Annotated in this window: 21 protein-coding genes and 1 pseudogene; 10 read left to right on the forward strand and 12 right to left on the reverse strand. The window is 41.0% G+C overall.

What is annotated here, in order from left to right:
• From ACSQ6I_RS03855 to ACSQ6I_RS03870, 4 genes and pseudogenes are all read left to right on the forward strand, one after another.
• Positions 1–332: pseudogene (locus tag ACSQ6I_RS03855) on the forward strand (Zn peptidase); the annotation flags it as partial.
• Positions 319–831, forward strand: coding sequence for a hypothetical protein (locus tag ACSQ6I_RS03860; RefSeq protein WP_438889007.1), 513 nt, complete (start codon positions 319–321; stop codon positions 829–831). The pseudogene ACSQ6I_RS03855 and the gene ACSQ6I_RS03860, both read left to right, overlap by 14 nt.
• A gap of 178 nt (positions 832–1,009) precedes the next feature.
• The gene (locus tag ACSQ6I_RS03865) at positions 1,010–2,029 is read left to right on the forward strand and encodes a tyrosine-type recombinase/integrase (RefSeq protein WP_438889008.1); all 1,020 of its coding nucleotides are present in this window, start codon (positions 1,010–1,012) and stop codon (positions 2,027–2,029) included.
• Positions 2,030–2,383: 354 nt separating this feature from the next.
• Positions 2,384–2,791, forward strand: a complete 408-nt coding sequence (locus ACSQ6I_RS03870; protein WP_438889009.1) for a nuclease A inhibitor family protein — start codon at positions 2,384–2,386, stop codon at positions 2,789–2,791.
• Between the two features lie 5 nt (positions 2,792–2,796).
• On the opposite strand, the gene ACSQ6I_RS03875 is transcribed toward ACSQ6I_RS03870, so the two are convergent.
• The 10 genes from ACSQ6I_RS03875 to mobV form a co-directional block, all read right to left on the reverse strand.
• Entirely contained in the window at positions 2,797–3,618 is an 822-nt protein-coding gene (locus ACSQ6I_RS03875; protein ID WP_438889010.1) for a DNA/RNA non-specific endonuclease, read from the reverse strand.
• A gap of 175 nt (positions 3,619–3,793) precedes the next feature.
• On the reverse strand, positions 3,794–4,237 hold the full coding sequence (locus ACSQ6I_RS03880; RefSeq protein ID WP_438889011.1) for a type II toxin-antitoxin system VapC family toxin: 444 nt from the start codon (positions 4,235–4,237) through the stop codon (positions 3,794–3,796).
• Entirely contained in the window at positions 4,237–4,527 is a 291-nt protein-coding gene (locus ACSQ6I_RS03885; protein WP_438889012.1) for a DUF2281 domain-containing protein, read from the reverse strand. The genes ACSQ6I_RS03880 and ACSQ6I_RS03885 overlap by 1 nt, the downstream gene beginning before the upstream one ends.
• Before the next feature lie 245 nt (positions 4,528–4,772).
• Positions 4,773–5,390 (reverse strand): Uma2 family endonuclease, encoded by a 618-nt coding sequence (locus tag ACSQ6I_RS03890; RefSeq protein ID WP_438889013.1) that lies wholly within the window; start codon positions 5,388–5,390, stop codon positions 4,773–4,775.
• Between the two features lie 136 nt (positions 5,391–5,526).
• Complete coding sequence (locus tag ACSQ6I_RS03895) at positions 5,527–5,874, reverse strand: hypothetical protein (RefSeq protein ID WP_438889014.1); 348 nt, start codon at positions 5,872–5,874, stop codon at positions 5,527–5,529.
• On the reverse strand, positions 5,871–6,056 hold the full coding sequence (locus ACSQ6I_RS03900) for a hypothetical protein (RefSeq protein WP_438889015.1): 186 nt from the start codon (positions 6,054–6,056) through the stop codon (positions 5,871–5,873). Before ACSQ6I_RS03900 ends, ACSQ6I_RS03895 begins: the two co-directional genes overlap by 4 nt.
• Before the next feature lie 236 nt (positions 6,057–6,292).
• Positions 6,293–6,703: a hypothetical protein gene (locus ACSQ6I_RS03905; protein WP_438889016.1), complete on the reverse strand. Its 411-nt coding sequence runs from the start codon at positions 6,701–6,703 to the stop codon at positions 6,293–6,295.
• Between the two features lie 128 nt (positions 6,704–6,831).
• Positions 6,832–7,254, reverse strand: a complete 423-nt coding sequence (locus tag ACSQ6I_RS03910) for a putative toxin-antitoxin system toxin component, PIN family (RefSeq protein WP_438889017.1) — start codon at positions 7,252–7,254, stop codon at positions 6,832–6,834.
• Positions 7,241–7,462: a hypothetical protein gene (locus ACSQ6I_RS03915; protein WP_053540980.1), complete on the reverse strand. Its 222-nt coding sequence runs from the start codon at positions 7,460–7,462 to the stop codon at positions 7,241–7,243. The genes ACSQ6I_RS03910 and ACSQ6I_RS03915 overlap by 14 nt, the downstream gene beginning before the upstream one ends.
• A gap of 255 nt (positions 7,463–7,717) precedes the next feature.
• Positions 7,718–9,646: a MobV family relaxase gene (gene mobV / locus ACSQ6I_RS03920; protein WP_438889018.1), complete on the reverse strand. Its 1,929-nt coding sequence runs from the start codon at positions 9,644–9,646 to the stop codon at positions 7,718–7,720.
• 622 nt (positions 9,647–10,268) lie between these two features.
• Between mobV and ACSQ6I_RS03925 the strand changes: the two genes are divergently transcribed.
• The 3 genes from ACSQ6I_RS03925 (at position 10,269) to ACSQ6I_RS03935 (ending at position 12,835) form a co-directional block, all read left to right on the forward strand.
• Positions 10,269–11,543 carry a ParM/StbA family protein gene (locus tag ACSQ6I_RS03925; RefSeq protein WP_438889019.1) on the forward strand — a complete coding sequence of 425 codons (1,275 nt, stop codon included), beginning with the start codon at positions 10,269–10,271 and terminating at the stop codon, positions 11,541–11,543.
• A 341-nt stretch (positions 11,544–11,884) separates the two neighbouring features.
• Positions 11,885–12,355 (forward strand): hypothetical protein, encoded by a 471-nt coding sequence (locus ACSQ6I_RS03930; protein ID WP_438889020.1) that lies wholly within the window; start codon positions 11,885–11,887, stop codon positions 12,353–12,355.
• A 243-nt stretch (positions 12,356–12,598) separates the two neighbouring features.
• Positions 12,599–12,835 carry a hypothetical protein gene (locus ACSQ6I_RS03935; RefSeq protein WP_438889022.1) on the forward strand — a complete coding sequence of 79 codons (237 nt, stop codon included), beginning with the start codon at positions 12,599–12,601 and terminating at the stop codon, positions 12,833–12,835.
• Positions 12,836–13,003: 168 nt separating this feature from the next.
• Here ACSQ6I_RS03935 and ACSQ6I_RS03940 read toward each other — a convergent pair whose 3' ends face one another.
• Positions 13,004–13,306 (reverse strand): hypothetical protein, encoded by a 303-nt coding sequence (locus ACSQ6I_RS03940; RefSeq protein WP_438889023.1) that lies wholly within the window; start codon positions 13,304–13,306, stop codon positions 13,004–13,006.
• 333 nt (positions 13,307–13,639) lie between these two features.
• Here ACSQ6I_RS03940 and ACSQ6I_RS03945 point away from each other — a divergent pair, with 333 nt between their 5' ends.
• The gene (locus ACSQ6I_RS03945) at positions 13,640–13,813 is read left to right on the forward strand and encodes a hypothetical protein (protein WP_438889024.1); all 174 of its coding nucleotides are present in this window, start codon (positions 13,640–13,642) and stop codon (positions 13,811–13,813) included.
• 53 nt (positions 13,814–13,866) lie between these two features.
• Here the strand turns inward: ACSQ6I_RS03945 and ACSQ6I_RS03950 are convergent, their stop codons facing one another.
• The gene (locus ACSQ6I_RS03950) at positions 13,867–18,528 is read right to left on the reverse strand and encodes a DUF3854 domain-containing protein (RefSeq protein WP_438889045.1); all 4,662 of its coding nucleotides are present in this window, start codon (positions 18,526–18,528) and stop codon (positions 13,867–13,869) included.
• A gap of 1,482 nt (positions 18,529–20,010) precedes the next feature.
• Between ACSQ6I_RS03950 and ACSQ6I_RS03955 the strand changes: the two genes are divergently transcribed.
• Both ACSQ6I_RS03955 and ACSQ6I_RS03960 read left to right on the forward strand, forming a co-directional pair.
• Complete coding sequence (locus ACSQ6I_RS03955) at positions 20,011–21,669, forward strand: IS1182 family transposase (RefSeq protein ID WP_438889006.1); 1,659 nt, start codon at positions 20,011–20,013, stop codon at positions 21,667–21,669.
• Between the two features lie 95 nt (positions 21,670–21,764).
• Positions 21,765–22,259, forward strand: a complete 495-nt coding sequence (locus ACSQ6I_RS03960) for a hypothetical protein (RefSeq protein ID WP_438889005.1) — start codon at positions 21,765–21,767, stop codon at positions 22,257–22,259.
• Positions 22,260–22,396: the final 137 nt, after the last annotated feature.

Here is a 22,396-nt window from a genome sequence, read left to right on the forward strand (position 1 = left end):
TTGTCAAACTCAAACGGCATTTTCGGGTGAGTTACCTAGTCATCTTGAATCGTTTAGCAACAATGGGAATCATTGACTTGGCCAAAGAGAAAGCCAAAATCTGTGCAATTTATAAAAAGCAACATGATGGTGCATCTTTGCAACATTCAATGGAATTACCACCAGCCCTAGCAGCAGCAGAATATCCAGAAAATGAACGTTATGAATTTCTAATTTGGCAGTGCTTAAAATTGGACAAGATTTCCGCAATCAAAGCCGCAGAACTGCTCAATTTAACTGTGGAAAAACTGTGGGTGCGTCATCAAGAGAATGAAGTTTATGCAGTTGCTTAATGGCACAATTCTCGACGCAACAGCACTGATTGATTTTTGCTGGCTCAACGAGTGGGGATGGCTACAACAGCACTATAGTCCGTTGTACATTGCTCAGGAACTTTTAGACTCAGATCAACTGGAACTGCCCACTCGCCAAGCTGCTCACCAATACTTAACGCCTGTAAATCTTTCCACAGCAGAAATGTTTACCAGTTTTCTAGAATTTGGTGTCAGAGCGCCCCTTTTAAGTATTGCAGATAGGTCTACAATAGCCATCGCCCGTCATCAATTGTTGATTTGTGCTAGTGATGACGGGCTAGTTATTAAAACCTGTGAGGCATACAACATTACCTACACCAGAACACTGCGGTTATTAACGGAGATGGTGTATACAGAATACAAAACCGTGATAGAGGTAATGGCAATGGCTGATAAATTAATCCAGGAGCGTGGTAAACACATTTCTGCCAAGGTTTTGACAGATTGGAAAACAAGTTTACAGAAATATGGTAACTGATATCAACTTCGATATCAAAACAGGCAAATACAGACATAGCATGGACAAATGACACCTGACAACTTCCGCAAGGAGTATTTAGTTAATTCGGGAATATTTTGATTCATGCCCATACCTGTTGTTTTATGATAGACGTTATCGGAAACATACATTATCACGAACGAGCCAGTGAGGAAAAATGTCTAATGATCCACGGGTGGGAGAAATTATCGTTCCTCAGTTAGAAGCGTGTTTGGATGCCAAGATTACTCGGTATTTTGACGCGCAGCTAGACCAAGACCCAGATGTGTTGGCGCAGTTGTTGGCAGATAAGCGCAATCCCAATACCAAAAGGGCGTATGAGAAGGATATTCGGGATTTTTTCGGGAAAATGACTCTCTTGCCGCCATCTACTGATAGTGTGCTGGAGTTTCTGCACTTGCAGCGAGAGCAAGCAGTGATGGTGGTGCTGAAATATAAGGCAATGTTAATTAAATCTGGGGTGCGGGAGGCGACGATTAATCGGCGGTTGGCGGCGATTAAGTCCTTGGCGAAGATGGGGCGGAAGTTGGGGGTGTGCAATTATTCCCTGGAAGATGTGGAGGGGGAAAAGGTAAAGGCTTATCGTGATACGCGGGGTGTTGATAGTCAGACGATAGCCAAAGTGATTCAGCAGTTTGATAGAGAAACGTTGATTGGTAAGCGCAATTATGCAATTTTTATGGTGCTTTGGGGTTTAGCTTTGCGTCGTCATGAAGTTTGTCAGTTAAATGTGGGTGATTTTGATTTTTATGGTCGTAAGTTGCGGATTTTAGGCAAGGGTCAGGGAACGAATGAAGAGTATTTGGATATGTCTAAGGATGTGGGCATTGCAATTGCCCAGTGGCTGATAGCGCGGGGGGATGTGCAGGAGAATTTACCGATTTTTACGGCGTTGGATTTTCATAATTCTGGGCATAGATTGACTGCGGATGGTATCTATAAAATTGTGTCGGCGAGTTTTAAGGCGGTGGGGGTGAAGAAACCTATGTCACCCCATAGGGTCAGGCATTCGGCGATTACGGCGGCGCTTGATGCTACTGATGGGAATATTAGAAAGGTGCAGAAGTTGAGCCGTCATGCTGACCCGAGAACGTTGATGATTTATGATGATAACCGCAATAAAGATTTATGGGAAATGTCGGAATTGTTGACGGGGATGTTAAATAATAAGGAGTGATTAAAAGTAATCTATTAAGTAGGTAGACACAAATAAACCGAACTATATAACGAAATGTAAAAGACTTCAAACCCTTGTGATTACTTGATTTTGCTTCACTCCGTTCCCAATGACATAGTTATAAATTTTCCCACCTACTTAACCCGCTTTCGTCAAACTGGGAATCACAAAAATAATTTCCTAATGTTCCAATCCAGATGTGTTCTCATGTTTGAACATTTTATTACTAACAAAATATGGCGAACATTTTGAAACATTAATAAATCGCTAAAACCCTTGTTAAATAAAGGTTTTCAATCAAAATACCAGACTGCGCTTACTGCGCGGAGCGCAATCGCTTTTCTCTTCCCAAAAATGACTTTCCCCAATTCAGAAATTATTGACCAGCTAAAACAGGCATCTGATGGCTTGTTGATGATGAGCGAGTCAGAATATCCCTTTGAAGTTTTCCTTTGGAAAACTGAACAAGCACCCCTGACTCAGAATAAAGTTTTAGAAAAAAACGGGTATTCCCAAAACACACCTGTTAAAGTTGTGGAAGTAGATGATTTTTTTCAAGTTGTAACTACTGAGGAAGATTGGCACGATGACGAGGAAAAAGAAACTGTCAAAAAATTTCAAAATCTTGTCAATACACTGAAAAGCAATCTCAAGAATTTAGAAATATATCGAATAGGTAGTAAAGAAATAGATGTTTATATTATCGGCACTACCCCTAATGGTGATTTAGCTGGAATTTCCACTAAGGTAGTGGAAACTTGAATTAATTACAGATTGTCAACTTTGCTTTCAATCACTTCTTGAATGTTTGGTGAAACGTTAGAGAGAAAATCAAAACCTGTGAGTTTTTCTAGTTCATCAACACTGGTTCGGTAAAGTTTCCAGTTGTTGTCAATTTGCTCATCATTGGGAATATTGACCGCAATTACACGGCTATTTGCAGTTATGCCATCAAGTCTACTACCAGGTTTGTCTAGTACAACTACAATTTTCCAAGTGGATTGAGGAATAGTTACCAAATTCTTCAATTGCCCCTTGCTGCCAGCCGGTCCTGCAATGATATAAAGCTCTTTGCCTTGTTCTACCATTTCTCTACTGTAGTCCTCTAGATTACCCCAAGTATTGCGGTTGTTGTCTGGTGTCTGGGGCATCATATTAGTCATTAAGAAAGTAGCTGCATTATCCTCAGATGTCTTGGTACGGTCTGCTGATGGTGCAATATGACCCCTATCATAACCTGAAACATTATAAACAGTGGGTTTTATACGTTCCCATCCTTTAGGTAAGGTGTTATCAGGTCTAAAGTTATCTTGTCGGGGAGCATCACCAAACCATGATTTATTTAACTGCCAACTTACCCAGTTAGCAGTACCCTGACTGCGGTTGTATGATAGTGCATACTGATTTTTTACCATCAAGTAGTTGTCAGGAGTGAGGACAGTTGCCGTCGCTCGACTGGGATTTCCCAATAGCAAATGGGGGCTGATTGCTGGTGCAGTTGTGCTAGGTGCTGGTAAACACCAAATCAGAAGTGCCAGCAAAAAAGTAGCTACACTCCAAAAACGACGAATTATTATCAATTTTTTCACTCTGAAAAATTTAATTAATTGTCAAATGTGGGGTCAGAATTGATATGATCTACTGACGACCAATATACATTCCTGGCTTAGTTCTAATCTTTTCTAAAATCTTAAAAACTCCACTCATTATCTTTTCCTCTTTAGCCAAGCTGTTCATTTACCTTCACTTCTCTTTTATGCAGATTTACAGCCAAGATTCAACAGACAATGGTCGTACTTGTATAATACGCTGAAAGTCACTATCGGCTGATACAACGGTAAGACTGTGTTGTAAAGCTACAGCAGCAATCCAGAGGTCATTTTCATCAAAGCCTAAATCAGTGATTTTCGTTTTTCTCCGCTTGCTTTTTTCTTTCGGTGCAAATTGATTGAACAAAGCGGCTTTCAGTTGTCCGTAGATAGTAGCAGTAAATCCATCAATACTATAGATGTATATACCCTGTAGAAAACGGTGAATCAGGGCTAAGTTAGCTTCATAGCGTTGAGAACGTTCTGCCATGTCTATCAGTTCACCTTGAACAATGACACAGGTTGTAATTAAAGAATTTTCCATCTCAGCAAGGCGACGCAGCACATTGGCATCACCGAGAATTGCCAGGCTACAGTGATTTGTATCTAATAGGTACATTATTCAAAGGGGTTATCGTCATCAAATTTGGCTTTGCCGCGAGTGGCATAAACTAGCTGGAGGCACTCTTGTAAATCATCACCTTCCCATTTCCCAATCGTTTTCAAGTGTTCTAGGAGGTAGCTGGCTGTGGAATTTACTCTTGTGTGAGTAGCTTCTGAAGCTACTTCTACTTTGGGCGGTGTTTGGGTTTCCTTGGCTTTAAGAAAGCGTAAAAAGTCTAGGGTTTCTGCCAGAATGCTATCTGGAGTGGATTCAATTTCTTGGAGAAGTAGTTCTTTGAGCATCATTCTTCATATCTCCTCTACTTGATAGAACATTCTTGAATAGCTGCATCAATCTTGATTATGGCAATAGTTTCTTTGAGGGTTAATTAATAGTAATAATAGTAAGTAAAAAGCTAACAATTACTCACTTTTGGTGTAGGACTGTTGTGCCTATAAACTGCACAAAACTGATTGATTTTTTTTTTATACACCAATGGGTTAACATGAAATACCCCGTTAGGATTACTCCAACAGCATTAAGTAATCATCTAACTACCCGCTTCAAAAATCTGGTTAGCAGTTAAAGACAACTCTCTTAATGTTGGCGATACTATCCGGTCATCACCTCTGAATTGACTAACTTGGTATTCCCCCTCAACTAACGAGTAAACCGAGATGGTTGGTTGCTTAGGATTGCCAATAAACCGCCTACCTCCCAATGCAGCGTAGTCTACAATCCAGTATTCTGGAATGCCTACGGCTTCGTATTGACCTAGTTTTGTGAAATAGTCATCACGCCAGTTTGTACTAACTACCTCAATCACCAGAGGAATTGATGCTCCCTGAGTGACTGTAGCTTGTTTTTTCCACAGTGGTTCATTGACGAGATTGGAGCGATTGACCACCAATATATCTGGTGAATAACCGGATTCATTTTCAGGTGGTTTGACAAGTGCAGTTTTGGGAATGAAGTAGGGAAGATTTAGTCGCTTGATATCAACAGATATTTCTAGCGCCAAAAAACCGATAACATCTTCATGCTCCCCTGTAGGCTGTGACATCTCAATAATTACCCCATCATGCAGTTCATACCGTCCCCCTTCTGGTTTCCATTGGGCAAACTCTTCAAAGGTTACTAGCTGAGTTTTAGGTAAGGCTTGAACCATAATTTACCTACCTTGTTTAGTTTTAATGTCCCGACTGTGGTTTTTGTGGGAGGGCGTAACGTTTGCGATACCTTCTCTACGAGAGGCTTATGCCAACGGTATCAGCATAGTTAGTAATCGCACGCACATCCTAATCCTAACCTTCTCTCTGACCACCTGATTGCCTGAACAGGTAATCTAAAACCCTGTCAATTCGTTCCAAAGCAGCGTTAGTTGTACGTTGGGACTCTTGGTTATGACGCTGAAATTCTTGAAATTGTCTTTCAGACTGTCTCAAGGCTTGCTGGTGTAAACGGGCAATATCAGCCAGATTAGTTACTGTTCTTTCCAGTCGTGCCAGTGCTTGACTGTTAGACCGGGTTTCACGTCTTACACCCTCTTGAATGGTACGAACTAAATCAATTTCATCTCCAAGCTGGTCTAAACGTTGGTCAATATCATCCAGCCTGACAGTGATATCTTCTAATGGCTGTGAATTAGTCATGATGCCTCTTTCTCAGTTGTTTTACGTTTTCTGTAATTTTTCAGCCATAGATTAATAGCCTCCTCTATTGCATCAACTTGGCTAACCTCCAAGTCAGTGCAGGCCATCTTAAATTCTTTAACTACTTCTTTCTTGATATAACCACTTAACTGTGCATAGCTTGGGTCATCTCGTCTAGCCACAATATTACATATCTTCACTACTCCTTAAATAATAAGAGCGTGTAAACAATTTTGTAAATATTCAGGATAACTAGTCATCACGTCAACTAGTTATCCTGACGATAACACCAGAAGCATAAATCAAGCAATAAACGGTTACTGATTTCTGTCTGACAAATAGCCCAAGTGTTTACACCATCTGTATTTTAGCGATTAGACCGGACATCTACTTGACTTTTGACTTCCGTCCTGGGGTACTAGGCTATATCTACTGATAATTTATTAGCTGCCGGTTGACCCACATTCCATACTTGTGCCTTGCCAATTTCTTCATAAGCTTTTTTAAGAAAACTATGCAAACGCTGCTGACCCAAAATACCCAATTCAGCACTTAAGAAAGCTTGAGAAAAGTTGATCCGGGTTGCATCAAGCAAATCCCGCTCTCGATAACTAAACTTAGGAAAGTTAATTATAGGTACTTTTTGAGATTTAATTAATTCTTGTAAATCCTCTCGTTCATCCACGTGTTTCCAGTCATCGCATAAACCAAAATTGCGGACAAAAACGTGCTTAATTTTGCCCCGCGTAAAAAGTTCCGAAGCATTCTCCAAACCAAGGTCGGCGAATATGTTACCACTGCTTTCCTCAAAAACGGGTTCCTGTGTCATTGCTGTTTCTCCCTTGCTACTGCATCCTTATAGCGAAGTCACAAGTCACACTAAGTCATATAATTAATACACTATTTCATCAATTTTTATAACAAAATTCTGTGGTGTCTATTTCCTGGGTTGGGCGTTTAATTTGAAGATAAACTATCTAAAAACTGACTAGGTGTAACAATCAAGATATCTCGAAAAGGATGCAGTTCTAATAAGTCTTTGTCTCCTGTGATAATATGAGTGGCATTTCCAGAAATGGCTAATTCTAAGAATTTATTATCTTTCTTGTCTCGACAAATATCTATTGTTTCATTAATTGTGATTAATTCTGTTTCTCTGGCTAAACTGGCTAAGAAGTCTTCACGAATTTCTTTCGATAGATAGCGGTCAAATTTTGGACGACTGAGTACATCAATTAATTCTGATAAAATTTCTGCTGAAATTAAGATTAATCCGTTTTGTTTGGCTTCTCTAAAAGCTTGCATTGTCGTAGATTTAGAGAAGATTAATGCACTGACAATTACATTTGTATCAATTACGAAACGGTTAGTTTTCATCATTGAGAATTGATTCTAAAATCTCTGGGGTCATTCCGTTAGCAATGGCTTGTTGACTCGCTTCTTCCATGATATCTAAGAGTGGTTTTTGACTGACTGCTTTTTGCAGCATTATGTTGAGAAATATTTGGATTTTTTGCTGTTTTTCTGGTTCTGCTTCTCGGTACGCTTTGGCAATTTCTGGCTCAACTTGAATGGTAATGTTTTCCATGATAAATTACAAGTTAATTAGTCTTTGTTTATTATAGCAATTGCCAGTTATTTCTGTTTTACACTATCCTGAATTATTCTAATCTCTTCCTCTGTTAATCCATACAATTTATACACTATTTCATCAATTTCTCGTCGCGTGACCACTTTTGACCCAAACTAAATTTTAAGCAATTATACTTATTAATTTGTATTTTGAAAACTACTTTTGTAGTAGAAAACGAGTGCAATATGTGATTCAGCAATACGGCTCGGTTCATAACTCCAGTTCAGACTCCCGTTTACGCTCACGTTGTCGTTGTTGCTTTTGGCGTTGTTGATACTCTCGTTCCCGCTGTTGCCACCGTAGCAATGCCAACAATTCCTCATGCCAATTCTGCGCTTGTGGTTTAACTCTAGTGCAGGCGGGCAACAATTCACCTACAGCCTTCGCAATGGCATCTCCTTCTGCATCATGATCTAAAGCACAAACTAATTCAGGTATATCTTGCAACAACTCCACAGGCAAACTCCTGGGACTATCCACAGTCATGTACATTATTCTTTCTTGTGGTACTCCTCGGTGTCTTTCAACTTCCAACATCGCATAAGACAGCACATCAAGGGGTGACTTTAACAACACCACCTTTTGAATTGCATCAGTAGGTTGCCCTCCCCATTGCAGGTAAAACCAACCATCACTGCGTTTTGTACCAATGGCATATCCTGTAAAAGTATTGTCTTTTTCTAAAGTATTATCTTCTGCTCTTGTCCCCTGCAAAAATGCACCTTTAGTTTCACCATTGAGGTTTTTCAACAAAAACACAGCATTATGTTTATCATCAGCATAAACCCACCCCCGCTGATATAATTCTTGCACAAAATCTTGAGGCAAGCCCCGGTTTGTAGTTAAATAGTTGTGTACTAAATGCCAGTTCGATTCGTCCGGTACTGGTGGGACAAACTGTGGTGCAGCCTCATCTTTGAGGATCTTTTGCGCTTGTTGCCTAGTATAGTGAGTGACAGCCCTCTGCATCCCCTCTTCACCAAATCTATCATTCAACCAAGCGATCGCTTCTCTAAAATTGCAACCATTAACGTGTTTCACCAACGCGATCGCACCAGTATCAGTAATAGCACCAGGACTAGCACTAGTTTTTTGGGAGTTGGCAGCAACAGTACCTCTTTTCTGAGATTTGGCAGTACCATTACCTGTTGTTTGTGTGTTGGGTGCATCCAACCTATTCTGAGTATCGGGTGCAAGGTGACTCCAGTGAGAGCCATTTATATAGATAATGTGTTCACCCCCTTTCCAGCAGCGATAGCTGCTATTGTCTTGGTCTAATCCCAAATGCCAAGCCACATCTTCTAGGGGCAAATCGCTTAATTGTTCAGTCTGCTTCTGCAACCGCTCCTTTTCCACTTCCAGTTCCTGAATCCTTTGTCGCAGAGATTCATTTTCCTTCACCAACCTTTTAGCAGTGCGCTCCATAGAACTCTTACTCTGCAATGCCCTATCTCGGTCAGCAGACTTAGCCCGCATCTGTGCAATAGTCAGGTCAGAGTTAAGGTCTTTACCTGACTCAACTATGCGATAAAAATCCTTAATATCCTGGTGTTTAGCCACACTACCTTGAATGCCACGCTCTAACCCCAGGTGCTGCACAGATGCAAAGTAGCTTTCTTGGAAATCTCGCATCTTCTGCCGACCATCAAAAAAGTGATTGCACCGCAGTTGCCCGTTTTCATCCAGTGGCACAAAATAAGCATGAATGTGGGGTGTCACTTCATCTAAGTGCAATTCAGCCCTGACAATGCGATTGCCTTCGGCAGTGCGAGGAGCGCAATCACCATATTCCTTCTCTAACCATCGCTGCGTCGCCTCCAACCAATCAGCCAACCTCTCCTCTTGATAATACCCAGCAGCCGTGGGGTCAAGCGGTCGAAAGTAACTAGGAGAAGCAGTCAGCAAAATCTCCACACAGTACACCGCATCAGTGCGAATTTTCCGCTTCTGCTCGTACTGCCCAATCCTCGCTAACACCAAATCCTCTAACTTTTCCTCCCTGTCAACGTTGCCAATAAACCTAATATTTTGCTGATTGGGGTCGGCATTGAGCGTTTCTCTCTGCCTTGAAGTGTGGGCTGCACTCCCAGCAATGTTGGCTCGTTTCAATTTTTTCACTCTGGCAATGGCATAAGCCATATCAGAAGCCTCCTTTCATCTCAGTTCCTCACCAATTCCACAAAATGCGATTCCTACGGAGTGCTATCTCTTCGAGTCCCGTCAGGGATACGCTATCGCCTGATGATTCTGGAATTATCGTTTTAGAGAACTCTGGAAACCCTGATAAAACGACAATATTTTTAACTCACATAAGGCGTAGAATAGAAATTACCATTGGATTGCGAGTGAACTGTATGGGTAAACGGTTGTTTGCCTTCCAATTGGTAAGATTATTTTTAGAACTCACCTAAAAAAGCCCTCAACAAAACTTACTCACAGGCTTTTTGTGCCAAACACAGCCAGTAATTGTCCACATAAAACCCGCTCGTTGCCAAAAACCTAAAAAACCGTAGTAAGTACAACTATTTTAATCCACTCAACTGTATTCCTGTTGGTAACAATAACTTGGTGCAATTTCAGCACAGGTTTAGCACAAGTTTGGTGCAAATCCTGCACAATTTAACTGACCCTCAACATCTATCTCTTGACAGTAAGTTACATCAATTGTTGTGAAAATAGCCAAATTTATGTGCTAGAAAAGAGGTAATCCGGTGCTAATTCATCTCACAATTGACCAATGAATTTTAGCTGACTAATAATTATGACAGACATATATATTAGTGTGGACGTGGGTGGGTCACAAACTAAAATTATTTATCAAATTCCCGCCTTGCAAGAACCCAAATTTTTGGTGATGTCTCCTGCGGTGGAGGAGATTCCTAAAGCCAAGCTTGACAATTATATGTCCCGTTTGGGATGGATTGGTAGTCCTAGTCCTGAACAACAATTATGGGTGGAGTGGAATGAACGTGTGGTGGTGTTGGGTGATTTTGCTACTTGTTTTGACCCCCAAGACCGCATTAAGGAACTCAAGTATGAAAATGCTTTGTGGAAGGTGTTGGGAGCGATTGGGCTAATTATTGAAACCCACAAGGCTAAGTTTTCTACTAAAAAGCTATTAACACTAGAATTAGCACTGCTATTGCCTTGGAATGAGTATACAGACCGCTTGCGTTTTGAGGAACAGTTACAGATCATGTTGGCTCGTTTCCAAGTACGAGAAATGGTACTGAAGGTAAAACTAACTAAGTTTTTGTGCCGTCCTGAAGGTGGAGGACTAGCAGCTGTACGCATTAAGCAAAAGGGTCTGGACTGGTTGCGCTCTAAACAGTTGGGGGTGCTGATGTTTGGTCATAGAAATACGACTGCACTTTACTTTGAGCGGGGACAACTGAAGCTGGGAGATAGTCCACTGCTGGGGTTTGCAGATATGCTGGATATGGTGGTGGAAATGACTAGTGGTTTAGACCGGGAGCGTTTGGCACAGGCGATATTTGCTGCCCGTTACGCTGCTCTTGATAAAGTATATAACTCCAATTATCCCCAAACCCGTCACCCCAATTGGGGTGAATGTGCAGCTATTCAAGCGTTAGCTAGTGCTAAAGACCCGAATTTAAGAGCTAGGGAAATTCAAGATATTGTCCAGGCGATTGAGCGAGCGACGGCTGAATATGGGGATAAGTTAGAGCGGTGGTTAAATCGACTGCTCCCGACAAAATTGGATGAGGTGATTATTGGCGGTGGTGCTGCTTACCATTTGGAGCCGGAATTGGAGATTTATTTCAACTGTGAAGTTACGACTGCATATGAGTCTGGGTCTAGTTGGGGTTCACAAAAAAAGGTGAGAGGGAGTGGTTATGAGCGGCGCAATCAGAGCAAAAATTTCACGCCGATGATTTGGGGTGCTGGTATTGCTGAGATTGTGAAAAAAACTTTTGATTTAGATAAAGCGGTAGATGGTGAGCAATGTATGTCTCAAAGGCTCATTGACTGCTTTGGGATGTTTGATTATTTGCTGGACAAAGGAAATAGTTAGCTGTTTTTGATTTTGATTAATCGTCTGTTTTTAGGCACGATAAAAAGGAGTGATGATGGAAATATTTGCTCTGTTTCAACTAAGTTGCACGACAAAATTAATTACATATTAGTTGTTGTCCAATTATTTACCAGCCACGGATTTTAGTCCATACTTTGTGTATTTATTTCTGTACGATTACTGACGAGAATTCAAGTTGACTAAGGAAGAAGAAACAGAAATAATTTGAGTTTTATGTGTGTTTTTCTTGGTGAATAGATTCAGTTGAATTGTGAAGCAAATTCACTAGTATCTAAAAGCAGATTTACTTGATGTTTAAAGCAGGGAGGAAACAAGGGTCAATGAATAAAATCAGGAAAAAACGTAAGAGTTTGAGTTTGCGTCTTCAGCCTTATGAAGGCGAACCAATGGCGGAGGTGGTTGATTATTTGAATTCTCTCTCAAAGGAGGAGGTTAATCGCAAGGTGTCGGATATTTTGGTAGCAGCTTTGTTACCTTTGGCTCGATATCACAGTGGGGAGTGTACACCGGAACAATTGCGGTTTGCTTGTTGGGAATCACAGGATGTTTTAAATAAACATGGCAGTAATCTGCGCTTGGCTTTGGGTGTGGAACAGCCACAGTTTGTGCTGCCAAATTATGTTACGTCTGTTACTCCAGTAATGAGTTCAGCTAATAACCATGCCCACAATGGTATGACAGATGTAGAGTCAGATATGTTAGAAGAAGAACAACAAAAGCAGCGTCCTTCTACTTTGATACAAGGTAAGGCTTCATCTCAGGATTTGGATGGACTGTTTGGGGATGCTTAACATTTTACGTTAGTGTCACCAGTGGTTAGAACTAGTAGTCTGTCAAGAACTAATTGACGGGTAAATAATTCTTCCTTCTTCCTTTCCTTCGGAACGTCTTCGACGAACGCGCTCTTTGCGTCCTTTGGGGTTCGTTTCTTCTTTATCCGTCAAAATGTTTTAGCGTCGGGATAAATTTAACTTTCAAAATAGATAAGCGTCATCTAAAATTAGAAAGAGTATTGCATTGGTTGATTAAAAGATATGACAACCGCAACACCAACAATTAATCCTGTTATTGTCCCAGAAAAGCTTCCTTTTCTGGAGTCCATCTGTTGGCAAACAGCAGATGTTTATCAGTTTACTACAGAAGAAATGCTAAGTCGCTATGAACGTGGTTGGCAATATCACAACCTATTTAATAATCTTGAGGGTGAAAAACTCGATTTCCTAAAGGAACTTGCTAGACGCTATCAATCTTGGTTGCAAGTTTATTTATGACTGACACATCACAGCCACAAATAAACGCAATTTTTGTGCCAAGGGATATGCGAAAATAATTCGATTTACCACCCCAAAGAAATTAGGCAACAACCTGTTGCACAAATTCAATCAACCTGAACAATACTTTTGTTGGGTTACGCTGTCGCCTAACCCAGCCTACATCTATTAATCTGCTCCTGGTAAACTAGAGTTAACAAGCTGTGCAAATTCTTCTAAAGAACTAATACTAATTGTTGATATTAGAAGTTGTTTCAAAATATTTACATCCTGAATTTTTCCAATATCTTCTGTCAGATTTTCGGGTAAATTACCAAAACGACTAACCAGTAAATCAAAAATATCTTGTTTTCGAGTTTGTTTTATAGTCCTGTTTTCAATGTTAGTTAACAGTGGCATTTTTCGTTCCTCCTGATAATGAGCTAATTTTTCTTCAAAACTTAATTGCAAGTCTTCAGATAAAGCCATCATTAAATCAATGACCTTATACAAATCAACAATTTTTTTACGGTTATAACCTCTTTCATAAAGTAATCTAGCTAAGTGCTATTTCAACGCCAATTGAATGGGGAGCATCCACTTTTGGCAGATAGACTTTTTTAGATGAACCATATAGTAGGGTTTTCGGAGTACAAGAATTATGTTTCTTCCAAAAGTGGATGCTCCCATTGAATGCCAAATCAGTGCCACTTCAATGCCAACACCACGCCAAAATTACGCCAATACTACACTACACCATTAAGTACATCTAGTATCTATTTAACCTGTCAATAAAAAGACTTATTGATAAAAAATGGTCAAAAAATGCCAATCCAACGCCAATTGAATGCCAAATCAACGCCACTCAAATTGTTGATTCGAGCCGCCCAAAAAGAACGTTTGGCGAGTAGCAAGCTATGTTGTGATGTGCATCTCTCTACTAAAAAGACACCAGCCAAACCAGCAAAAAACCAAAGCATTTTAAGTCTGCTGTTTTAATGTAGATGATTGAACCGAGAATCTCCGTAGCTGTCTTTCTGGAGAGTGTCTTGCTAACAGTTCATCGGTAAAACCGACTCGCTCAACCAATCATAAAATTGTGGCATTAATTGTTCGAGCGATCGCAAATCATCAACAGCAATTTCCTCCAGCAACAACACAGTCCCCCATCTTCTATCCTCACTCCAGGAACGAAGCACCGACTTGATCGCCTCCACCCCCTTTTTAAAACTAGTCCTCAGTAACTCAACACAATTAATCAAAGGAGTTTCATCACCATCATCCGGTTGAAACTGCCTAAAATCAACTCTATTAGAACGAGTAGATGTCGAAGCCTCATCTGTTTGCAACCCCTCAAAATCGACTCGCTCAACAGAATTAACCAAAGAAGTCTCCTCACCATTTCTTCGCAAGGCTGCAAAATTGACTTGTTCTGCATCATTAACTAAAGAAGAGTCATTACCATCTCCAGAACAAGCTGCAAAATCAACTCCATCAGCCGTAGTATTCACCCCCTCCCCTAGAGGATTCCCTATACCATTAGGGGGGGGAGTGGATACCGGGTCAGGTGGCGGCGCAACCCCATACAGAGACTGCATTGCAGCCTGATAACGCCGTTGTTCATCCTGACTTTGCCTCGCCCTTTCCTGCTTCAGATCACGCTTATGCTCCCGGTAAGCAATTACCTTCAGCGCAAAATCCAATTCCACCTGTCCAAGCGAGAAAACTTTCACCTGCTTACCACGTGGACCCACCTTGCGGTCAACCAGCTTTAATCCCAGCTGATCCAACAAAGTCCCCAACAACCACATCGGTTGACATTTATCTGGAACTGTAAAGCCCAAAATCGTTTTTATATACACCCCATAATCTTTAGCAAGTGCTACCATTCTCAACAAATCAGGATCACGAGCAGTAACTTCCTCTCCTGCTATCAACCGTTTTAAAATATCATGCAGTCCTAAATTAAACCTGGCTAACCATTTAGCAGAGTAATTACCCCAGTCCATACATAAAGGCAGATGTTCTCGCTCCTGACGGTCTTTCTCTGCCACAATTGCCGGTGGGGCTGGGTATTGTCTATTGCTGTTAGTGTCAAAAATTGTCCCATCTGGTTCTTTGAGGATGGCCTCAAATGCGGAAATCGCTCGACTTAATTTACCACCAGCATCTTTTTCTACTAATGATTCTGTTACCTCAATACCGTAAGCATCTTGAATGCGGAATTTCTCACATTCAAACACTTCTTCTGGTTTAAGGTAATCTTTATTTTGACGCTGACGATATTCAGTAGCGGAGATATTCTTAGCTCTAGTAACGGCTGAGTAATAAGCTGTATCTAACACCGTAGCCGCATTTTTCATCTGCTCTAGGGCAAAAGTATCATCATCACCACCCATTGAGATGATTTTATTACCCATCTCAGTTAATAGATCATGTAAATCAGCCCGGAGATTGTTGATAGAGCGGTTACGGGCAGCGAGAATTTGACAGTAAGCTTCCAATGCCCAATCTTTTTCTACTCCTCTGCGTCCAGTTTCTCTGTCAATGCGGATGAGGAAAGCAGTAGCTTCGTTGGTGTGCAGGATTCGCTCTTTGATTTTCTGGGCGTTGGTTTCTTGATAACCAAAGGGAGGACGGGGTGCAACCCATACATGAATGGGGACGTGAGGACGATAGCGGTACAGTTGTTGAGCGCATTCGGTAGCGGTTTGGGATTTGGCGTGAAAGATGCCATATACTACGTCAAAGTGATATTCGTTGATGTCTACTCCTGTACCGAGACTGGGCGAGGTTAACAGAGCATCAACATCTTTGACGGCGTTGGTAATATCTTTGATGAAGGCTACGTTTTCTTCGCTACCTGAGTTGTCTGAGTGAATAGACCATAATCTCAGTTTGGGTGTGGTGTTTCTGTGAGCGTTAGCGTTGGACTGAGCGTTCACTCCGAAGTCCGAATGGTGTTGAGTATCGGGTGTGAGGGAATGATTTGATGATGTGGAATTTATCTGTAATATTTGATAATTTTCATCTTTATCTGTTGCAGATGATGTGGAATTTACCTGTGACAAAGTTGGAGAACTGCCATTGTTAACTGTCTCAGATGATGCTGAATTTACGTGCGATAAAGTTGGAGAATTGCCATTGTTAACTGCCTCAGATGATGCTAAATTTACGTGCGATAAAGTTGGAGAATTGCCATTGTTAACTGTCTCAGATGATGCTGAATTTACGTGCGATAAAGCTGTAGAATTGCCATCTTTAACTATCTCCAATGATGTTGAATTCATCGGCGATATGTGAGAACTAGAATTGCTACTTCCCTCAGAGGTTGTGGAATTTATCAGTGACAAAGTTGGAAAATGTCCATCTTTAACTACCGCAGAGGTATTCTGTCCCCCTGCTCCCTGCCCAAGAGCCTCTTCTACCTGTACTTTTATGGCGAGGGATTGTTCTAATTTTTTAATGAAACGCTTGGAGTCAGAAGCTACCATGATTTTCTGTTTGTTCATCAGCGCGGCAGAAATCTGGGCAACTATGGCTGAGGAATTATTACCTTCATACCAGTAGATTAAGCGATCGCCATTTCGCCAATCGTTTTTGAGAATAAATGGTTTTTCCCCTAATGGACGCATGGCTTGGAAGAACTCTACTGTGATGTCGTCCATGTGGGCATCGGCGATGACTACTAGCGGGGCGTTATAAACGATATATTCCAACACTTCCAATATTTGCGCTCGATATTCTTTACAGGTTTTACTGTGCAGTAGGTGAGTTAAGTATTGGCAAGCTTCATCAATGAACACGCATCCGTAGTTAAGCATTTGGGTGTTTAACTTGTGTAAGCTGTCAATGGTAATGCTGAGGGCTTGTGCTTTTGCTAAACTTGCATAACTTAAATCAGAGTACATATCTGTTTTAAGACGGGTTGCTAAGTTTTTTAGCAAGTTAACCCGATGTCCGGTGTTGAGGAATTTGACACCAGGATTTGCTTCCCGCCATTGAGCCATGCGTCCGGTTTTGTTTGTCCCCATGTCGCTCGATAATACTACCAGTCCAGAAGAGGGAAGTTTTTCAGCTGATGACAGGTATTTGACGTTGACACGAATATCTGGTTTGTATTTACTACTTAGTCCCCGATGCCTAGTGTGAAATGAGCGTTGGTATTGTTTTAAACTGATTGCATCATCAATGATAGTGGTCAGTAAGGCGTTTATTTGATTAATTGAAACTGCTACATTCTGATTAACTGCAAGATGTTGTTCTGTGAATTGATTGTTTTCAACTTGTGAGTTTTGATTAACTTCTTGACGGCATTTTGTTCCTGGATAATTTTCAGTAGTTTGATTGCTTTCAATTAATGAAGCCTGATTAATTACTTCATGGTGTTCTGTGACTTGACCGTTGTTGGTAGGTTTATTGTTGTCAACTAGTAGTCTGTCAAATTTATTTTGACGGGTTGCACAAATTGATAAGCCTTGTATTTCATTGTTTTTGGCAAAATTATATCCGTCATTTAATCCTTTACAGACTACTAGTGAGTTTTGATGACACTTTATGGCTTGATCGTTATCGGTTAGCTGATTGTCTTCAACTGGTGAAATCTGATTAATTACCTGATGATGCTTTCCTAATTGACTATTTTCGATTAGTTGAGTGTTTTGAACTTGTAGAATCTGATTAACTACATGATGGTGTTCTTGGACTTGACCGTTGTTGGTAGATTGATTATTGAGATATGGTGCAATAGGATGAACTTTACTATGGCTTTCTATCACTTGACCATTGTTCGTTAATCCATTGCTTTGGTATGGGAGCTTCTTACTAAGTCCACCATGACTTTCTATGACTTGACAGTTATCAGTTATTTTATTATCTTCAAGTGGTGAAAACTGATTAAGTACATGATGACATTCTATTATTTGACCATCATTGTTTAATTGATTGCCTTCAATTAGTAAAGTCTGCTTAACTGCTTGAGTGTGGGTATTAGTTCGACTATCCTCAATGAATTGACTGTATTTAACTGTTTGTCCACTTTCGATTAATTTACTGCGTTCGACAATAAAATCATCAACGCCTTTTTCCAGACCAGGTAGCAGTGCGACTTCACAGGTACAGCCTACAGCTTCAATGGTTTTGCCTGTACGCAGGGTGGCTTGAAAGATTGACCAACGGGTTTTGGGTTTGGTTTCGTAGTCAAAAAGGATGATAAATTTGCGTCCTGGTTGGGCAAGGGGCATGATGTCGGGGTGTAGCCGTTCGTCAAAGTCTTTTTTGCCAATCCGTCCGCTCCAAATGCCAGGGAGTGCGATCGCTACAAATCCCTGACTTAATAAGGAAGCTGCTTTTTTCTCGCCTTCACACAGAATAATCGGGATTTCTGGGTGCAGCACGACCCATTCCCAAAACGAGAGGGGAGTTTCTGCTATTTCTGTTTGTTGTTTGTTATTACTCCATAGCAACAGTACCAATGCCCAAAATAAGACGGGAGTTTCCCAAAATGAGAGGGGATTTAATTGGTCTTGTAAACGCTGTGCTGGGGAAGAATGATAAGGCTGAATATTGTAACGTTTTGCAACTTTATCCCCAAGGCAGTCGGGAACATCAAAGTAGGTGACACGGTTGGGTGTTTTTGGTGGTGATTCGTACTTAACTATTTTGCCATTTTTGTCAATACGCCCTTGGGTGGGTTTGAATCGCCCCCACTCCATTGGTTGCCAGTTATTTAAGGGGTCTAGTCCCGAAATCCATATTCCTCCAACGATGGCGTATTGGTACAGCTTGAGGAAGGCACTGGTGACTCTGCCCGTGTTTAAGCGGGGGATGGCGTTGGAGATGAACAGGTAGTTGAGAACTGTATCGCCGGCGATGTGGATGAAGTTACGCTCTATCAGTTCTGGATGGATGGCGCTGCTAAGTGCTAGTTCGTGGTATTCGGCTTCTGTAAGGTTGTTGGGCAGTTGAACCGGAGACTGGCTGTTTGCTTGCTGTTCTTGATGATTTTGAGAAGTTGATGTTTGGCTGCTTTCTTGCTGCTCTGGATGCTGTGGAGCAGGAGACTGGCTGTTTGCTTGCTGTTCTTGATGATTTTGAGAAGTTGATGTTTGGCTGCTTTCTTGCTGCTCTGGATGCTGTGGAGCAGGAGACTGGCTGTTACTCGCTGGAGAAATTTTTGAGGTAGAGAATGCTTGGCTGTTGTCGTTGTTCACGGTAGATTCCTCTCGATACTTGATGGGAGTGAGTATCAGAGGGGGCTATTCGTGCTGCACTTAGCATATTTATGAGATTTGCTGCGTTTCTTACTGGTTTGACTGATTTTTTGGACGAGAATCAAGAATCTTGGGACTTACACAGGGTTTCTAAAAATCTGAAGTTTGGGCAGATGGGGGAGACAAGAAAGAGACTCGTTCAATAATTTCTCCTTTTTCTTTTGCACTGCACACCCTATCTTTTTTTCTAGATACCGTGAACAGTAAGGGGTAGAAGGGGGGACAAACTACTAAAACTCTTGCTACACAATACTTCCAGACTTATTTCCCTGTTTCACTAACTTATGGAGGTGGGTAAATCCTGAGTCTGATTCTTTTTTTTCCAAAATATTCCAGTCGGAAGGCTTGAAATGTTGCAGCAATCTATATAATAGAAAGCAACATGAAATAATCTCAAGAAAGCCAATTGGTGGAGCCCAGTCGCCAAACTAAACACCACTTCTTCGGTTTCTTTGAAATTAACCCCGCTCGGATACATTGAGCAAAGTTGAAATCGGCAATTCTATAACAGGACAAAGCGTGTACTAGTTAGTATCGTTTTGTCCTGTTGCCGTTTTTATAGTTGTTATCTCTTCACCTCCCTTACTCGCTTCATTTACGTATTAGCCAGATCATACAGAAGTTTTGCACCGATGCAATCTAACATTTGTTTGATTTTTAACTTTTAATGTTGCTACATGGGGTAAAGACAAGATACGCGCAAAATTTATCACCATGTAAATTTTTGTAACAAATTCAACGCGAGTGCCTTTACCTATACAAGAAAAAAGTATACTGAGTAAGGCTTTTATCAGACTGAAAGCTTCGCTGACACTGTTGGCGAAATATTTCTTCACAATTTTAGCAAGTAAGATTGCATGAAAAATCTGGTTGCTTTCGCAGCGATAGGATAATTAAATCCTGTTGAAAAAGTAATTTGCTACCATGTTGATACATCCTCAAAATATCCCTGATATACCTCAACAAACAGTAGAGGTGGCACGTGCATCTTTCCCAAAAGGAAATATTTACATGAACATTCGGGATAGTTTAGGAAGTATCTTTGACTCGGAAGCTTTTGCCGACCTATTTCCGGAAAACGGGCAGCCAGCATATGCACCTTGGCGGTTAGCATTGGTGTGCATAATGCAATTTATGGAGAATTTATCTGACAGACAGGCGGCGAATGCAGTACGCGGACATATTGACTGGAAGTATGTGTTGAGCCTCCCGTTAAGTGACCCAGGCTTTGACTATTCCATCCTTTCGGAATTTAGGACGCGATTACTAGCAGGTGGCGCAGAGCAAAAACTACTGGATATATTGCTACATCGATTAAGGGAATCTGGGACACTCAAAACACATCGGCGACAGCGTACTGACTCAACTCATGTTTTAGCTGCAATCCGTACTCTGAATAGATTGGAGACATTGGGAGAAGGGATGCGTTTTGCACTTGATAGTTTAGCAGTCGCAGCACCTGAGTGGTTGACGATAAATATTCAACCAGATTGGTTTGACCGCTATGGTCGTCGTGTAGAAAACTATCGTTTACCAAAGCTCGACTCTGAAAGAGAAGCTCTAGGAAGCACAATTGGAGTAGACGGTTTGGCGCTATTAGACGCAATTTATGAACCAACAGCACCACAGTGGTTACGTCAAATACCCGCAGTTGAAATCCTGCGTCAAATATGGGTACAGCAATTTTATACTCCAGAGCCAGATGGGTCAATAAAATGGCGTAGTGTTAAAGACTTGCCACCATCCACAATTGCGATTCACTCACCTCATGATGTTGAAGCACATTATAGTTCCAAGCGTAGCGTCGATTGGGTCGGTTACAAAGTACACATGACAGAGATTTGTGATGAGCATAGTCCCCGTTTCATCACCAACGTCCACACGACATTATCCACAATCACTGATGAGCAAGCAATAGAACCGATTCATGAATCACTGGAAGAGAAATCGTTGTTACCAAAAGAACATCTTGTGGATTGCGGTTATCCCACTTCGGAAAATTTAGTAAGTAGCAAGACTAAATATGATGTAGAAATTATTGGGCCAGTGCGGTTAGATCCCAGTTGGCAAACAAAGGCACAACTTGGATTTGATAGCTCTAATTTTCAAATAGATTGGGATCATGAGAAAGTTACTTGTCCCCAAGGACACCAAAGTACCAAATGGTTAGCAGGACATGATATAAGTGGCAAACCTCTTATTCGTGTTCGGTTTAATGGTTCCATATGCAGAACTTGTCCAGTACGTTCATCTTGCACTAAATCAAAAACCGAACCACGGGAGTTGAGTCTTCTGCCAAAAGAGCAACAAATAGCACTCCAAGCTCGACGACAAGAGCAACAAACTCCTGAATGGAAAGCAACTTATAACCAACGTGCAGGTATAGAATCAACACACTCACAGGGTCTAAGACGCTCAGGATTACGTCGCTCTCGTTACATTGGTTTAAAGAAAACTCACTTAATGCACGTTTTCATCGCTTGTGCGCTTAATTTAGTTCGACTGGACGCTTGGCTGGTGGGAATACCTCTTGCCCAGACTCGCTCGTCTCGTTTTAAACAATTGCAACCTCAAGGTGCTTAAAGAATAAGCCCATGCAACTATACCATGTAATACACGGTTGACAACCACTGAAATTTTTTCTACTCTTACCGTGTATTACATGGTAATGATGCTCGATGAAAAAAATGAAAAGGGATATTCAAGGTAAATTTGCGATTAAAAACTCGGACTATCGTGAAGTGCGTTCTTTAAGACTGACAGATGATACCTGGAAGGCATTAGGTATCGCCTCCGAATGCTTGGGATTAACCAGGGCTGACTATCTAGAGGAAATAGTTACAAGTAATATTTTACCATGTATTACACGGCAAATCTCAGAAATTACCCCATCTAATGCACCACTTTTTTCTGACCCATTACCAAGTATTACACGGTATGAGCAGGAGATAGAAAAGCTTAAAATCCAAGTACAGAATCTTCAGAAAGAAAATTTAGAGCTTCAGGCGCGGTCAGCCATTACCTTTGTGCATGACGTTATAGATTTTGAGGCAATACGCGAGCGCATTTTATTTGAATTGAGGTTGGGACGGCAAGCTTCAGGTTTTAAAACAGCACAGAAAGCACTTAATCAATTTATTCAGGAAATAAAACTTATGGTTGACAGTTTCTAACTGGTGTTAAAACTGCTACAAGACGTTACCCATGATTTCTCCAAATTGATTGGTTTTTATCGTTTTTTAATGTAAAGAAATATTTCGCCAACAGTGTCTTCGCTATCTCTACGCCTCAATGCCTAAAAAAAAATAAA

It is taken from the genome of Anabaena sp. WFMT, assembly GCF_051781005.1.
Lineage (GTDB): Bacteria > Cyanobacteriota > Cyanobacteriia > Cyanobacteriales > Nostocaceae > Anabaena.

Bases quoted from the DNA above. Each gene is read 5' to 3' on its own strand.
- ACSQ6I_RS03860 (WP_438889007.1), top strand. From the start codon at position 319: ATGCAGTTGCTTAATGGCACAATTCTCGACGCAACAGCACTGATTGAT.
- ACSQ6I_RS03865 (WP_438889008.1), top strand. From the start codon at position 1,010: ATGTCTAATGATCCACGGGTGGGAGAAATTATCGTTCCTCAGTTAGAA.
- ACSQ6I_RS03870 (WP_438889009.1), top strand. From the start codon at position 2,384: ATGACTTTCCCCAATTCAGAAATTATTGACCAGCTAAAACAGGCATCT.
- ACSQ6I_RS03880 (WP_438889011.1), bottom strand. From the start codon at position 4,237: ATGTACCTATTAGATACAAATCACTGTAGCCTGGCAATTCTCGGTGAT.
- ACSQ6I_RS03885 (WP_438889012.1), bottom strand. From the start codon at position 4,527: ATGATGCTCAAAGAACTACTTCTCCAAGAAATTGAATCCACTCCAGAT.
- ACSQ6I_RS03890 (WP_438889013.1), bottom strand. From the start codon at position 5,390: ATGGTTCAAGCCTTACCTAAAACTCAGCTAGTAACCTTTGAAGAGTTT.
- ACSQ6I_RS03895 (WP_438889014.1), bottom strand. From the start codon at position 5,874: ATGACTAATTCACAGCCATTAGAAGATATCACTGTCAGGCTGGATGAT.
- ACSQ6I_RS03905 (WP_438889016.1), bottom strand. From the start codon at position 6,703: ATGACACAGGAACCCGTTTTTGAGGAAAGCAGTGGTAACATATTCGCC.
- ACSQ6I_RS03910 (WP_438889017.1), bottom strand. From the start codon at position 7,254: ATGATGAAAACTAACCGTTTCGTAATTGATACAAATGTAATTGTCAGT.
- ACSQ6I_RS03915 (WP_053540980.1), bottom strand. From the start codon at position 7,462: ATGGAAAACATTACCATTCAAGTTGAGCCAGAAATTGCCAAAGCGTAC.
- mobV (WP_438889018.1), bottom strand. From the start codon at position 9,646: ATGGCTTATGCCATTGCCAGAGTGAAAAAATTGAAACGAGCCAACATT.
- ACSQ6I_RS03925 (WP_438889019.1), top strand. From the start codon at position 10,269: ATGACAGACATATATATTAGTGTGGACGTGGGTGGGTCACAAACTAAA.
- ACSQ6I_RS03930 (WP_438889020.1), top strand. From the start codon at position 11,885: ATGAATAAAATCAGGAAAAAACGTAAGAGTTTGAGTTTGCGTCTTCAG.
- ACSQ6I_RS03935 (WP_438889022.1), top strand. From the start codon at position 12,599: ATGACAACCGCAACACCAACAATTAATCCTGTTATTGTCCCAGAAAAG.
- ACSQ6I_RS03940 (WP_438889023.1), bottom strand. From the start codon at position 13,306: ATGATGGCTTTATCTGAAGACTTGCAATTAAGTTTTGAAGAAAAATTA.
- ACSQ6I_RS03945 (WP_438889024.1), top strand. From the start codon at position 13,640: ATGCCAATCCAACGCCAATTGAATGCCAAATCAACGCCACTCAAATTG.
- ACSQ6I_RS03950 (WP_438889045.1), bottom strand. From the start codon at position 18,528: ATGGAGTGGGGGCGATTCAAACCCACCCAAGGGCGTATTGACAAAAAT.
- ACSQ6I_RS03955 (WP_438889006.1), top strand. From the start codon at position 20,011: ATGTTGATACATCCTCAAAATATCCCTGATATACCTCAACAAACAGTA.
- ACSQ6I_RS03960 (WP_438889005.1), top strand. From the start codon at position 21,765: ATGAAAAAAATGAAAAGGGATATTCAAGGTAAATTTGCGATTAAAAAC.